This window comes from Thioalbus denitrificans (assembly GCF_003337735.1).
Classification (GTDB): Bacteria; Pseudomonadota; Gammaproteobacteria; order DSM-26407; family DSM-26407; genus Thioalbus; species Thioalbus denitrificans.
On sequence record NZ_QPJY01000007.1, the window covers coordinates 1 to 13,329 of the forward strand.

Here is a 13,329-nt window from a genome sequence, read left to right on the forward strand (position 1 = left end):
CCATCCCCCTGCGCGGCAGCGTCAGCAGCCTCAACGTCTCCGTGGCCACCGGCATCTGCCTGTTCGAGGCCCTGCGCCAGCGGGACGCGAAGGGGCGGGTGGGCGGCCAGGGCTGACCGGACCTGTGTGACCGGAGCCGAGGTTCGATGCTGGTGACCGGTGACCGGTGACCGGTGACCGGTGACCGGTGACTGGTGACCATCGCCGCCATTGCGCCCAACTGTCTGATCCATTAAGATTCCGCGTTTCCACCTCCGGGACTCAGGTCGCCGGGGGTTTCTCCTTGCTCCCGGAATGGTTCCGGGGGCTGTTCAGGCCGAAAGGAGCGAACAGTAGATGCGTCATTACGAAGTGGTATTCATGGTCCATCCGGACCAGAGTGAACAGGTCCCTGCCATGATCGAGCGCTATCGCGCGCTCATCGAGGGCAACGGCGGTGCCATCCACCGCCTCGAGGACTGGGGTCGGCGCCAGCTCGCCTACCCGATCAACAAGGTGCACAAGGCCCACTACGTGCTCATGAATGTCGAGTGCGACCCGGCGACCATGGCTGAAATCGAGAGCCTGTTCCGGTTCAATGATGCCGTGCTGCGCAACCTGGTGATTACCCGCAAGGCCGCCGTGACCGAGCCCTCCCCGATGCTGAAGGAGCGTGAGGGCCGCGAGGACCGTGGCCGTGGCGATCGTGAGGATCGCGACCGTGGTGATCGTGACGATCGTGACCGTGGCTCCAACAGGCAGGAATCCGACGACAGCGGCGAAGAAGAAGAGGAAGAGGAGGAGTAAGGCGCCACGGCGGTGGCGAACCGGCTGGAACTGGACGGCAGGGTGGTCAGGGCTCCTGACATACGCTACTCGCCGGCCGCCATTCCCATTACCCGGTTCGTGCTCGAACACCGTTCCCGGCAGGTCGAAGCCGGTCTCAGCCGCGAGGTGTACTGCCGCATAGGGGTGGTCGCCTGTGGCGAGGACCTGGCGCCGAAGGCGAAGGCCTTCGGCACCGATGACCGGGTACGGGTGAGCGGTTTCATCGAGCGCACGACCAACCGCCAGGGTGAGCCCCGCCTCGTTCTTCACGCTGTCGAGATTGAACCGATTGATTGAGCAGGAGATTTAAGAGATGTCACGTTTTTTCCGCCGTCGCAAGTATTGCCGTTTCACCGCCCAGGGCGTCGAGGAGATCGATTACAAGGATCTGGTCACCCTCAAGGAGTACGTCACCGAGAGCGGCAAGATCGTGCCGAGCCGCATCACCGGCACCAAGGCCCGCTACCAGCGCCAGCTGGCCACGGCCATCAAGCGCGCCCGTTTCCTGGCGCTGCTGCCCTACACGGATCAGCACTGAGTCCGTGGAGGCCGGGCACGGCCCGGGGGCCGTTCCCGTGCGCCGGTAATCGCTGAACCGGTCTCCCAGTCATGCGTGCGCTCGCTGCCTACATCATGCGCGGCCGGTTGCAGGCGGCCCTCGTGGCCGTGGCCTGCGCCTTCCTGTCGGTCTTCCTGCCGCCATTGAGCTATGTGGCGGGCGGTGCGATGGCCCTGGTGGCCCTGCGCCACGGCGGGCGGGAAGCCCTGCAGGTGATGGGGCTGGCGCTGCTGGGCGCCGCCGTGCTCGGCTTCGGCCTGCTGGGGGATCCCAGCCGGCTGCTGCTGTTGCAGGGCGGATTCTGGCTGGCGGTGACGGGCCTGGCGCTCCTGCTCCGGCTCACCGTCTCCCTGCCGCTGACGCTGCAGGGCGGAGCGCTGCTGGGGGTTGTCGCCGTGGTGGCCACCTATCTCGCCGTCGGGGATGTGGCCAGCTTCTGGCAATCGGCCCTGGAGGCCGGCTTCGGGCCCCTGCTGGAGTCCGCCGCGGCAGGCCCGGAGGTGCAGGCGCTGCGGGATCTGCTGCTGGCGTGGGCGCCCCGGTTTACCGGGCTGCTGGCCTCGGCGGTCCTGTTCAGCGTCGTGGTCAGCCTGTTGCTGGCGCGCTGGTGGCAGTCGCTCCTGTATAATCCCGGAGAATTCCGGGTGGAATTTCACGGGCTGCGACTGGATCGGCGCTTGGGGCTGGCCCTGGTGCTGTTGCTGGCGGCCGCCGGGTTCGGGGGCGGGCCGCTGGCCGGTTTCGCCGCCGATCTCGCCATGCCGCTGCTGATGGCGTTCGCGCTGGCCGGGATCGGACTGGTGCACGCGCTGGCCGCGCGGGCGCCGAACAGCGGTTTCTGGCTGGTTGGATTTTACGTTCTGCTGGTGGTGCTGCAGCCCCTGGCGCTCCTGGTGGCGCTGGCGGCGGTGGCCGACAGTTGGTTGGATATTCGACGCCGCACCGGCCGTCAGGCCTGACCCGGATGCGTGCTGTCACAGACCGAGGTGTGCAAGATGGAAGTCATTCTGCTGGAAAAGATTCGTAACCTGGGTAACCTGGGTGACAAGGTGAACGTGAAGCCCGGCTACGGCCGCAACTTCCTCATCCCCCAGGGCAAGGCGGTGGTCGCCACCGATGTCAACCTGGCTGCCTTCGAGGAGCGCCGCGCCGAGCTCGAGCGTCAGCAGACCGAAGCCCTGGAGGCCGCCCAGGCGCGCGCCGGGCAGCTCGAAGGCCTCGAGGTGACCATTGCCGCCCGCGCCGGCGACCAGGGCAAGCTGTTCGGCTCCATCGGCACCCGGGACCTGGCCGACGCCATCACCGCCGCCGGTGTCGAGGTGAGCAAGCACGAAGTGCTGCTGCCCGAGGGCGCCCTGCGCCAGACCGGCGAGTTCGAGATCGCGCTGGCCCTGCACAGCGACGTGGAAGCCAGCGTGAAGGTGACCGTGGTCGCCGACTGAGACGGCCGAACGGCACCGCAGGGAACGCGGTGCCGCGGGCGTAACAGTCCGGACGTCCGCCCGCGCCGGGCCAGGGAGGCCCCCCATCGCCCACCCGACGGGAGCCAGTCAAGCCGCCATGCCCGAGAACGTGTACGCCAAGGAGCCAGTGGACGCCGCCACCGAGGCCCTGCGCGTGCCGCCGCACTCCCTCGAGGCGGAGCAGTCGGTCATCGGCGGCCTGATGCTGGACAACCGGGCCTGGGAGCGCATCGCCGACCGGGTGGGTGAAGAGGACTTCTACCGCCAGGACCACCGCCTCATATTCCGCGCCGTGCGCGAGCTGGTGGAGACCGACCGGCCCTGCGACGTCCTCACCCTGTCCGAGACCCTGGAGAGCCGCCGGGAGCTGGATGCGGCGGGGGGGCTCGCCTATCTCGCCGAGCTGGCCAAGAACACCCCCAGCGTGGCCAACATCGGCGCCTACGCCGATATCGTCCGCGAGCGCTCGGTGCTGCGCCAGCTCATCGCGGTGGCCAACCGCATCGCCGATGCCGCCTTCAACCCCAAGGGGCGCGCCAGCGAGGAGCTGCTGGACGTGGCCGAGCAGGAGGTCTTCCGCATCGCCGAGCAGCGCTCGCGCGGCCGCGGCGGACCCCGGGGCATCAAGGAACTGCTCACCAAGGCGGTGGATCGCATCGACCACCTGTTCGAGCTCGACAACCCCATCACCGGCCTTTCCACCGGCTACGCCGATTTCGACGAGCTCACCTCGGGCCTGCAGTCCTCCGACCTGGTGATCGTGGCCGGCCGCCCGTCCATGGGCAAGACCACCTTCGCCATGAACCTGGCCGAGAACGCCGCGCTCAAGGGCGACAAGCCGGTGCTGGTGTTCAGCATGGAGATGCCCGGCGAGCAGCTGGTGATGCGCATGATGTCCTCGCTCGGCCGGATCGACCAGCAGCGGCTGCGCACCGGCAAGCTGGAGGACGAGGACTGGCCGCGCCTGACCTCCGCGGTGAGCCTGCTCTCCGAGGCCAGGATCTTCATTGACGACACCCCGGCCCTCACTCCCACCGAGGTGCGCGCCCGGGCCCGCCGCCTGGCCCGCGAGCACGACGGCCTGGGGCTCATCATGCTCGACTACCTGCAGCTCATGCAGGTGGCCGGCGGCGGCGAGAACCGGGCCACGGAAATCTCCGAGATCTCCCGCTCCCTCAAGGCCCTGGCGAAGGAGCTCCACGTCCCCGTGATCGCCCTCTCGCAGCTCAACCGCAGCCTGGAGCAGCGTCCCAACAAGCGCCCGGTGATGTCGGACCTGCGCGAGTCGGGCGCCATCGAGCAGGACGCCGACGTCATCGTCTTCATCTACCGCGACGAGGTGTACAACGAGGACAGCCCCGACAAGGGCACCGCCGAGATCATCATCGGCAAGCAGCGCAACGGTCCCATCGGCACCGTGCGGCTGGCCTTCCTCGGCCGCTACACCCGCTTCGAGAACTTCACCCCCGACCGCTTCGGCGACGGCGGCTTCGCGGCCTGAGCGAACGCGGCCGCAGCTGCGGACTTCATCCGTAGGGCGGCGATACGGGATCGGTTTACCGGGTGGCCGCCACGATCCGCTCCCGTAATATCCTCGCCTGCCCAGTCACCCCCGCCCGGCGCCTGAATTCCGGCCCCATTGATAATCCTCATTACATCAGTATTTCCGCATGTGCTTGAATGCCGCCCGGCAGCGCGGGGAGTACCCGTGACGCCGCTGTAACCCGCCATTCCAGACGCTGCGGAAGATAATCATGTCCTGTTCCAGAATCATTCCCGGCGGGCTGCTGCTCGCCGGGCTGCTGCTGTGGCTGCCCCTGGCCGCCGCCACCGACGCCGGGTCCGGGATTCCGGCCTCCACCGCCGACCACGGCAAGTTCGAGGTGCTCCAGGGCCCGTTCGAGTCCGGTCCGGAGGTGACCCGGGCCTGCCTGACCTGCCATACCGAGGCGGCCCGGCAGCTGCACCGGACCAAGCACTGGACCTGGGAGTACCAGCACCCCGAAACCGGCCAGGTGCTGGGCAAGAAGCACGAGCCCAACGTCTTCTGCGGCAGCATCCTCTCCAACTACCCGCGCTGCACCAGCTGTCACATCGGCTACGGCTGGGAGGATGCCAGCTTCGACTTCTCCTCCGAGGAGAACGTGGACTGCCTGGCCTGCCACGACACCACCGGGACCTACTCCAAGTTCCCCACCGACGCCGGGCACCCCCTCTACGCGGACCGGATGGTGAAGGGCAAGCTGGTGCAGGCGCCCGACCTGGCGCAGGTGGCCCAGCACGTGGGCATGACCAGCCGCGAGACCTGCGGCGCGTGCCACTTCAGCGGCGGCGGTCACGACGGTGTCAAGCACGGCGACCTGGACAGCTCGCTCATCGAGCCCGACCAGGCGCTCGACGTGCACATGGCCGCCGACGGCCTGGACTTCACCTGCGCCACCTGCCACACCAGCGACCGGCACCAGGTGGACGGCAGCCGTTACCGGATGACCGCGAAGGACGGCCACGGGGTGGACATCCCCGGGCGCGACGACGGCCGCGCCTCGTGCGAATCCTGCCACGGCGACCGGCCCCATGCCGCCGACCACGACAAGCTCAACGATCACACCGACCGGGTCGCCTGCCAGACCTGCCACATCCCCGAGTTCGCCCGCGGCGGCATCGCCACCAAGACCTTCTGGGACTGGTCCACGGCCACCCGGCTGGACGAGAACGGCAAGCCCATCACCCGGCTCGACGAGCACGGCCACGCCGTCTACCTGAGCACCAAGGGCGACTTCAGGTTCGGCGAGAACGTGCAGCCCGAGTACCACTGGTTCAACGGCACGGTGAAGTACACCAGGTTCGGCGACGCCATCGATCCGGACCAGGTGGTATCGGTGAACGACATCGAGGGCAGCGCCGACGATCCCGATTCCCGCATCTGGCCCTTCAAGGTGATGCGCGGCCGCCAGCCCTACGACAAGGTGACCAACACCCTGCTGGTCACCCATGTGTTCGGCAAGGACGACACCGCCCTGTGGACCAACTTCGACTGGTCCAGGGCGCTCGGGGCCGGCATGGCCGAGGCGGTGGCGGTGGGGGAGGTCACGCAGCCCTTCAGCGGCGAGTACGGCTTCGTGGACAACCGGATGTTCTGGCCCATCACCCACATGGTGGCGCCCGCCGGGGAGGCCCTCGGCTGCGCCGAGTGCCACAGCCAGGACGGCCGGCTGGCAAACCTGGAGGGCGTCTACATCCCCGGCCGCGACGCCTTCGGCATCCTCGACACCATCGGCTGGATTGTGGTGGTGCTGACGCTGCTGGGCGCCCTGGCCCACGGTATCGCCCGGTTCCTCGTCAAGCGCAAGCCGCGGGAGGCCTGATCATGACCAAGCTCTATCTCTACGCCCGCTTCGAGCGGTTCTGGCACTGGACCCAGGCCGGTCTCATCATCTGGCTGATGATCACCGGCTTCGAGATCCACGGCGAGTATGAACTGCTCGGCTTCGGCCGCGCGGTGCAGATCCACACCCTGCTGGCCTGGGCCCTGATGGTGCTATGGGTGTTCGCCATCTTCTGGCACCTCACCACCGGCGCCTTCCGGCACTACCTGCCCAGCAACCCGCTGCCCCAGTGCGCCAAGAGCCTGGCGGAGGTGGCCCGCTACTACGCCCTGGGCACCTTCCTGGGCGAGAAGCACCCGTTCCGGAAGTCGGTGGAGGCCAAGCACAACCCGCTGCAGCGCATGGCCTACCTGCTCTTCTTCGCCACCCTGGTGGCGCCCGTCATCTGGGTCTCGGGCCTGGCCTACCTCTTCTACCCGCAGTGGCAGGGGCAGGGCCCCGGCTGGCTGAGCCTCGGCACCGTGGCCATCGTGCACACGGCCGCCGCCTTCGGCATGCTCATCTTCTTCATCGCCCACGTCTACATGGCGACCATGGGCAAGACGGTCTTCTCCCTCATCCGGGGAATGATCACCGGCTACGAGGAGGTGGAGCACTGAGCCCCGTTCACCGTGGCCGGTGCAGCCGTCCCCTTCCGGCCCGAATCCGCGCGATCCATGATCCAGCGCCTGCGCGGGCGGGGAGGGTTGCGGTAAAGTAGCGCTCTTCCCTGGAAGCGAAGAGGCGCGGATGGCGAAGCAGAAGATCAGCTACTGCTGCACGGAGTGCGGCGCCCAGTCCCCGAAGTGGGCCGGCCAGTGCCCGGACTGCGGCGGCTGGAACACTCTGGTGGAGGTAGCCGAGGAGGGGGTGGCCCGCGGTCCCCGCTTCGCCGGCTACGCCGGCGCGCTCTCCGAGGTCAAGCGGCTGGAGGACGTGAGCCTCGAGGCCGAGCCGCGCCTGCCCACCGGCCTGGTGGAGCTCGACCGGGTGCTCGGCGGCGGGCTGGTGGCCGGCTCGGTGGTGCTCATCGGCGGCGACCCCGGCATCGGCAAGTCCACGCTCCTGTCCCAGGCGCTGGCCCACCTGGGCACCGGCCATCCCTGCCTCTACATCACCGGCGAGGAGAGCCTGCAGCAGGTGGCGCTGCGGGTGCGCCGCCTGGGGCTGCCCGATGCGGGCCTGCGGCTGCTGGCCGAAACCCGGGTGGAGCGCATGCTCCAGGTGCTGGAGCAGGAGCGCCCGCAGGTGGCGGTGGTGGACTCCATCCAGACCGTCTACACCGAGCAGTTGAGCTCGGCCCCCGGCTCGGTGGCCCAGGTGCGCGACAGCGCCGCGGGCCTGGTGCGCTTCGCCAAGCAGACCGGCACCGCGCTGTTCCTGGTCGGCCACGTCACCAAGGAGGGGACACTGGCCGGCCCCCGCGTGCTCGAGCACATGGTGGACACGGTGCTCTACTTCGAGGGCGAGCGGGGGGCGCGCTTCCGGGTCATCCGCGCGGTCAAGAACCGTTTCGGCGCGGTCAACGAGCTGGGCGTGTTCGCCATGTCCGACCGCGGGCTGAAGGAGGTGAGCAACCCCTCGGCCATCTTCCTCTCCGGCTTCGAGGCGAGCGTGCCCGGCAGCGTCATCATGGCCACCTGGGAGGGCAGCCGGCCGCTGCTGGTGGAGGTGCAGGCGCTGGTGGACCAGAGTCACCTCGGCAATCCGCGCCGGCTCACCCTCGGCTTCGACCAGAACCGCATCGCCATGCTGCTGGCGGTGCTCCACCGCCACGGCGGCGTGGCCACCTTCGACCAGGACGTGTTCGTGAACATGGTGGGCGGCGTGCGCGTCACCGAGACGGGCGCCGACCTGCCGGTGCTGCTGGCGGTGCTCTCCAGCCTGCGCAACCGGCCCCTGCCGGAGGGGCTGGCGGCCTTCGGGGAGGTGGGGCTGTCGGGCGAGATCCGCCCCGTCCAGGGTGGGCAGGAGCGGCTGCGGGAGGCGGCCAAGCACGGCTTCCGCCGCGTGCTGATGCCGCGGGCCAACGCGCCGAAGCGGGCGCCGCCGGGCGTGGAGGTGGTGGCGGTGCAGCGCCTCGCCGAGGCCATCGATGCCATCGGCTGACCCGGCCGCTGCCGGACACCCGCCAGCGCGATCCCGCGGCAGGCGGCACGGGGGCTGCTAGACTCTCACGGCGGTGTCCCGCATCCCGCCGGCACGACCCCGGGCCGATTCGGCGGCGCCGGGAGCGCTTCACGTTCCCCGGGCCTCCGGGCGGGTAAGCTGGCGCTATCGTGGAGTCGACGGGAGAGGTCTATGGAGCCGGAATCGGCTTTGCCCAGTGGCGAGGCGGCGGGCGGCGAGCACCCGCTGGAGCTCTTCGCCGTGCTCGATGCCCTGGTGGCCGACGGCCTGCTGGCCGCCGACCGGGCCGCCGCGCTGAAGGCGGGGCGGGGGACGCGGGGCAGCGGCGATCGCCATCCCCTGGCCCTCATCGCCGAACGCAACTGGCCGCGCGCCGACGCCCCGGCGCGGGCGCTGGATCTCGAAACCCTGACCGGCTGGCTGGCCCGGCGGGCCGGGCTGCCCCACCAGGTCATCGATCCCCTGAAAGTGGATGTCACCGCCATCACCGGGGTGATGTCCTACGCCTACGCCCGGCGCTGGCGCATCCTGGCCGTGGAGGCGGGGTCCGAGGCGGTGGTGATCGCCACCGCCCAGCCCTGGGTCCGGGCCTGGGAAAACGAGCTCGCCCATGTCCTCGGGCGTCCCATCCGCCGGGTGGTGACGAGTCCCGCAGCCATCGACCGCTACCTGCTGGAGTTCTACACCCTGTCCCGCTCGGTGCGCCGGGCCGAGGACGCCGAGCGCGAGGGACGCGCCGCGGGGGTGCAGAACCTGGAGCAGCTGATGGAGCTGGGCCGGCGCGGCGAGCTCGACGCCAACGACCAGCACGTCATCAACATCGTCGACTGGCTGCTGCAGTACGCCTTCGGCCAGCGCGCCAGCGACATCCACCTGGAGCCGCGGCGGGAGCAGGGCAACGTGCGCTTCCGCATCGACGGGGTGCTGCATACCGTCTACGAGATTCCCGCCCCGGTGCTGGCGGCGGTCACCAGCCGCATCAAGATTCTCGGCCGCATGGACGTGGCCGAGAAGCGCCGTCCCCAGGACGGGCGCATCAAGACCCGCAGCCCCGACGGCGCCGAGGTGGAGCTGCGCCTCTCCTCCCTGCCCACCGCCTTCGGCGAGAAGCTGGTGCTGCGCATCTTCGATCCCGGAACCCTGGTGCAGGACTACCACGAGCTCGGCTTCAGCGGCGAGGAGGAGCGCGCCTGGCGCGGCCTCATCACCCAGCCCCACGGCATCGTCCTGGTGACCGGTCCCACCGGTTCGGGCAAGACCACCACCCTCTACTCCACCCTGAAGGTGCTGGCCCGGCCGGAGGTGAACGTGTGCACGGTGGAGGACCCCATCGAGATGGTGGAGCCGGCCTTCAACCAGATGCAGGTGCACCATGCCATCGGGCTCGATTTCGCCGCCGGTGTGCGCACCCTGCTGCGCCAGGACCCGGACATCATCATGGTGGGCGAGATCCGCGACCGCGAGACCGCCGAGATGGCGGTGCAGGCGGCCCTGACCGGCCACCTGGTCTTCTCCACCCTGCACACCAACGACGCGGTCTCCGCCGTGACCCGGCTGATGGAGATCGGCGTGCCGCCCTACCTCATCAACGCCACCCTGCTCGGCGTGCTGGCCCAGCGCCTGGTGCGCACCCTGTGTCCCCACTGCAAGGAAGCCGTCGCGGTGGACGAGACCGCCTGGCAGAGCCTGGTGAGTCCGTGGAAGGCCGAGCTGCCGGAGCGGATCCACGGGCCGGTGGGGTGCCTGGAGTGCCGCCAGACCGGCTACCTGGGCCGCACCGGGGTCTACGAGCTGCTGCGGGTGACCGAGGGGCTGAAGGCGTTGATCGGGCCGGATTGCGCGCTCAAGGCGCTGCGCCAGCAGGCCCTGCGCGACGGACTGCGCCCGTTGCGCCTGAGCGGCGCGCGCAAGGTGGCCCGGGGCGAGACGACGGTGGAGGAGGTGCTGCGGGTGGCTCCGCCGAGCGTGCTCTGAGGCGGGGGCGGACGGTGCGCGCGGCGCACCCTACAGCAGTGGACTCTGCGTAGGGTGCGTCGCGCGCACCGGTGAAGACCGAACGACGCCCGGCCGCTCAGCCCACCTTGGGCAGCCGCTCCAGGGCGTCGTGGATGGCCTGCTCGGGGTAGTCGTAGTCCTCCAACTCGCCGGCGAAGTACTTGTCGTAGGAGGCCATGTCGAAGTGGCCGTGGCCGGAGAGGGTGAACAGGATGGTCTTCGCCTCGCCGGTCTCCTTGCAGCGCAGCGCCTCGTCCATGGCCGCGCGGATGGCGTGGCAGGACTCGGGGGCGGCCACGATGCCCTCGGCCCGGGCGAAGGTGACGCCGGCCTCGAAGGTGGCGATCTGCGACACCGCCTGCGCCTCCAGGTAGCCCTCCTTGTAGAGCTGGGAGACCAGCGGGGAGTCGCCGTGGTAGCGCAGGCCGCCGGCGTGGATGCCCGGGGGCATGAAGTCGTGGCCCAGGGTGTACATGAGCATCAGCGGGGTGAGCCCCTCGGTGTCGCCGAAGTCGTAGGCGTAGTGGCCGCGGGTCAGGGTCGGGCAGGAGGCGGGCTCCACCGCCACCAGGCGGATATCCTTGCCGGCGGCCTTGTCGGCGAAGAAGGGGAACATCATGCCGCCGACGTTGGAGCCGCCGCCGCAGGGGGCGAAGATGACATCCGGGTACTCGCCCACCTTCTCCAGCTGCTTGCGGGTCTCGAGACCGATGACCGTCTGGTGCAGCAGCACGTGGTTGAGCACCGAGCCCAGGGAGTAGTTGGTGTCGTCGCGCGAGGCCGCCTCCTCCACCGCCTCGGAGATGGCGATGCCGAGCGAGCCCTGGGAGTCCGGGTCCTGGGCCAGGATGTGGCGCCCGGAGTTGGTGAGGTTGGTGGGGCTCGGCAGCACCTCGGCCCCCCAGGTCTGCATCATGGAGCGGCGGAAGGGCTTCTGCTCGTAGCTCACCTTCACCATGTAGACGCGCACGTCGAGCCCGAACTTGTTGCCCACCAGGGCCAGGGAGGAGCCCCACTGGCCGGCGCCGGTCTCGGTGGTCAGGCGCTTGATGCCCTCCTGCTTGTTGTAGTAGGCCTGGGCCACGGCGGTGTTGGGCTTGTGGGATCCGGCCGGGCTGATGCCCTCGTACTTGTAGAAGATCTTCGCCGGGGTCCCGAGCATCTGCTCCAGGCGGTGGGCGCGGAACAGGGGCGAGGGCCGCCACATGGTCAGGAACTGCCGCACCTCGTCCGGGATCGGGATCCAGCGCTCGGCGGAGACCTCCTGCTCGATGAGGGCCATGGGGAAGATGGCGGCCAGCGCGTCGGGGCCGATGGGCTTGCCGTCGGGCCCCAGCGGCGGTGCCGGCGGGTTCGGCATGTCGGCCACCACGTTGTACCAGTGGGTGGGAATCTCGGACTCGTCGAGCAGGATCTTGGTCTGCTGCACTGTGGGTCTCCTTGAAGGACGGGAATTCATAACCGTTCTATTACAGCATCTGTGATACGGAATTGGCAAAGGCCGCAGAGAACGGGTATCAGCCGGAGGCCGGCGCCGGCCCTCCCTGGCGGTGGACGAACCAGGCAACCGCCAGGGGGATGGCCAGCAGCGCCAGGTCCAGGCTCACCACCGCACCCCAGCCGGCCCGGCTCCAGGCCAGGCCGCAGACGCTGATGCCGGTCCAGCCGCCGAGGTAGTAGAACAGCACGTAGAGGGCATTGGCCCGGCCGCGGCTGCCCGACAGGCGCCGGTTCAGCGAACCGGCCGCCGCCGCGTGCATGGCGAAGAACCCGGCGCAGATGCCCACCAGCCCGATCACCACCGTCCACAGGGAGGGCAGCAGGGTCAGGCCGATGGAGCCGCCCAGCACCAGGGTGCCGCCGAGCAGGGTGGCGGCGTTGCCGTAGCGGTTGCTGAGCCGGCCCGCCAGCGGCCCCATGCCGATGCCGACGACGTAGGCCAGGTAGATGAGGGTGATGACCCCGGTGGGCAGCCCGAAGGGCGGGCCCTCGAGGCGGAAGGGCAGGTAGTTGAACAGCGACGAGAAGACGAAGAAGGCGGCGAAGGCCACCGCGTAGATGCGCAGGATCTCCGGGCGCCGCAGCAGGTCCAGGTAGCCGCCGGTGTCGGGCTCGGGCCGGGTGCCGGCCTCCGGGCGCGGCAGGACCCGCAGCGCGAACAGGGTGGCCGCCAGCAGCAGTGCGGCGGCGGTGACGAAGGCCCAGCGCCAGTGGGCGGGCGGGTGCAGCCAGCCGCCGAGCAGGCGCCCGCCCAGCCCGCCGGCCACCGTGGCGGAGATGTAGGCGCCCATCACGACGTTGAGGCGCTCCAGCGGCAGGCTGCGGGAGAGGTGCGCCGCGAGGCTGGTGGTGACCGCGGGGATGAACAGCCCCTGCACGAAGCGGGCGGCCACCAGCAGCCACAGGTTCTCCGTGACCGCGCACACCAGCCCGCTCACGGCCACCAGCACACCGCCGGCGAGAATCAGCCGGCGCACGTCGACCCGGTCGGCCAGCCGCCCGAAGGGCAGGTTGGCCAGCGCGACGCCGAGAATCACCGCCGCCACCGTGAAGGAGACCTCCGTGGGCGAGGCGCCGAACTCCCGCTGCAGCACCGGCAGCACCGGCTGGGTGATGTAGATGTTGGTGAAGGCCGCCGCGACGAGCGCGAACACGGCGAGCTGCAGCCCGCGGGGGGAGACGTTGGACATGTCCGGACGACCTGCTCGGGGAATGGGTGCGGTGGCAACCATTATGCACCAGCCGGCCGCCTCCCGGGATCGCGTCATGCACGGCCCGTTTCACCACGAAGGCACGAAGGACACGAAGAGAAACAACTATCCGCAGATTACGCCGATTACGCAGATTTTTTTTTCGCGCGCAGGGTTCCGCGCCGGGCCCGGACAAGTTCTCGCCCGCCGTGGCAATGGAACAGCCGGTGAGGCCGGGATTCCCGACGGGAAATCCCGGCATTGAAAACCCAATCGGCGTAATCGGCGTAATCGGCGTAATCTGCGGATAAAAAGTCTTT

13 protein-coding genes and 1 pseudogene are annotated in these 13,329 nt (G+C 69.5%); 12 read left to right on the forward strand and 2 right to left on the reverse strand.

Annotation, left to right across the window (positions count from 1 at the left end):
• The 11 genes and pseudogenes from DFQ59_RS20305 to tfpB form a co-directional block, all read left to right on the forward strand.
• A pseudogene (locus DFQ59_RS20305) lies at positions 1 to 116 on the forward strand (23S rRNA (guanosine(2251)-2'-O)-methyltransferase RlmB); the annotation flags it as partial.
• A gap of 220 nt (positions 117 to 336) precedes the next feature.
• Positions 337 to 786, forward strand: a complete 450-nt coding sequence (gene rpsF, locus DFQ59_RS13310; protein WP_114280207.1) for a 30S ribosomal protein S6 — start codon at positions 337 to 339, stop codon at positions 784 to 786.
• A gap of 12 nt (positions 787 to 798) precedes the next feature.
• The gene (priB, locus tag DFQ59_RS13315) at positions 799 to 1,104 is read left to right on the forward strand and encodes a primosomal replication protein N (RefSeq protein WP_114280208.1); all 306 of its coding nucleotides are present in this window, start codon (positions 799 to 801) and stop codon (positions 1,102 to 1,104) included.
• Between the two features lie 16 nt (positions 1,105 to 1,120).
• Positions 1,121 to 1,345, forward strand: a complete 225-nt coding sequence (gene rpsR, locus DFQ59_RS13320) for a 30S ribosomal protein S18 (protein ID WP_114280209.1) — start codon at positions 1,121 to 1,123, stop codon at positions 1,343 to 1,345.
• A 71-nt stretch (positions 1,346 to 1,416) separates the two neighbouring features.
• Positions 1,417 to 2,325 carry a hypothetical protein gene (locus tag DFQ59_RS13325; protein WP_114280210.1) on the forward strand — a complete coding sequence of 303 codons (909 nt, stop codon included), beginning with the start codon at positions 1,417 to 1,419 and terminating at the stop codon, positions 2,323 to 2,325.
• A gap of 36 nt (positions 2,326 to 2,361) precedes the next feature.
• The gene (gene rplI, locus DFQ59_RS13330; RefSeq protein WP_114280380.1) at positions 2,362 to 2,808 is read left to right on the forward strand and encodes a 50S ribosomal protein L9; all 447 of its coding nucleotides are present in this window, start codon (positions 2,362 to 2,364) and stop codon (positions 2,806 to 2,808) included.
• Between the two features lie 118 nt (positions 2,809 to 2,926).
• Positions 2,927 to 4,330 (forward strand): replicative DNA helicase, encoded by a 1,404-nt coding sequence (gene dnaB / locus DFQ59_RS13335; protein ID WP_114280211.1) that lies wholly within the window; start codon positions 2,927 to 2,929, stop codon positions 4,328 to 4,330.
• 253 nt (positions 4,331 to 4,583) lie between these two features.
• A complete protein-coding gene (locus DFQ59_RS13340) occupies positions 4,584 to 6,194 on the forward strand; it encodes a tetrathionate reductase family octaheme c-type cytochrome (protein WP_114280212.1) in 1,611 nt (536 codons plus the stop codon).
• Between the two features lie 2 nt (positions 6,195 to 6,196).
• The gene (locus tag DFQ59_RS13345; protein ID WP_211314936.1) at positions 6,197 to 6,814 is read left to right on the forward strand and encodes a cytochrome b/b6 domain-containing protein; all 618 of its coding nucleotides are present in this window, start codon (positions 6,197 to 6,199) and stop codon (positions 6,812 to 6,814) included.
• A gap of 130 nt (positions 6,815 to 6,944) precedes the next feature.
• Complete coding sequence (gene radA, locus DFQ59_RS13350) at positions 6,945 to 8,303, forward strand: DNA repair protein RadA (RefSeq protein ID WP_114280213.1); 1,359 nt, start codon at positions 6,945 to 6,947, stop codon at positions 8,301 to 8,303.
• 192 nt (positions 8,304 to 8,495) lie between these two features.
• Entirely contained in the window at positions 8,496 to 10,298 is a 1,803-nt protein-coding gene (tfpB, locus tag DFQ59_RS13355) for a type IV pilus assembly ATPase TfpB (protein ID WP_114280214.1), read from the forward strand.
• 97 nt (positions 10,299 to 10,395) lie between these two features.
• Here the strand turns inward: tfpB and DFQ59_RS13360 are convergent, their stop codons facing one another.
• Both DFQ59_RS13360 and DFQ59_RS13365 read right to left on the reverse strand, forming a co-directional pair.
• Positions 10,396 to 11,748 carry a TrpB-like pyridoxal phosphate-dependent enzyme gene (locus DFQ59_RS13360; protein WP_245937279.1) on the reverse strand — a complete coding sequence of 451 codons (1,353 nt, stop codon included), beginning with the start codon at positions 11,746 to 11,748 and terminating at the stop codon, positions 10,396 to 10,398.
• 88 nt (positions 11,749 to 11,836) lie between these two features.
• On the reverse strand, positions 11,837 to 13,009 hold the full coding sequence (locus DFQ59_RS13365; RefSeq protein WP_114280216.1) for an MFS transporter: 1,173 nt from the start codon (positions 13,007 to 13,009) through the stop codon (positions 11,837 to 11,839).
• On the opposite strand from DFQ59_RS13365, the gene DFQ59_RS19590 reads away from it, so the two are divergent.
• On the forward strand, positions 13,008 to 13,274 hold the full coding sequence (locus DFQ59_RS19590) for a hypothetical protein (RefSeq protein WP_147275253.1): 267 nt from the start codon (positions 13,008 to 13,010) through the stop codon (positions 13,272 to 13,274). The genes DFQ59_RS13365 and DFQ59_RS19590 overlap by 2 nt on opposite strands.
• Positions 13,275 to 13,329: the final 55 nt, after the last annotated feature.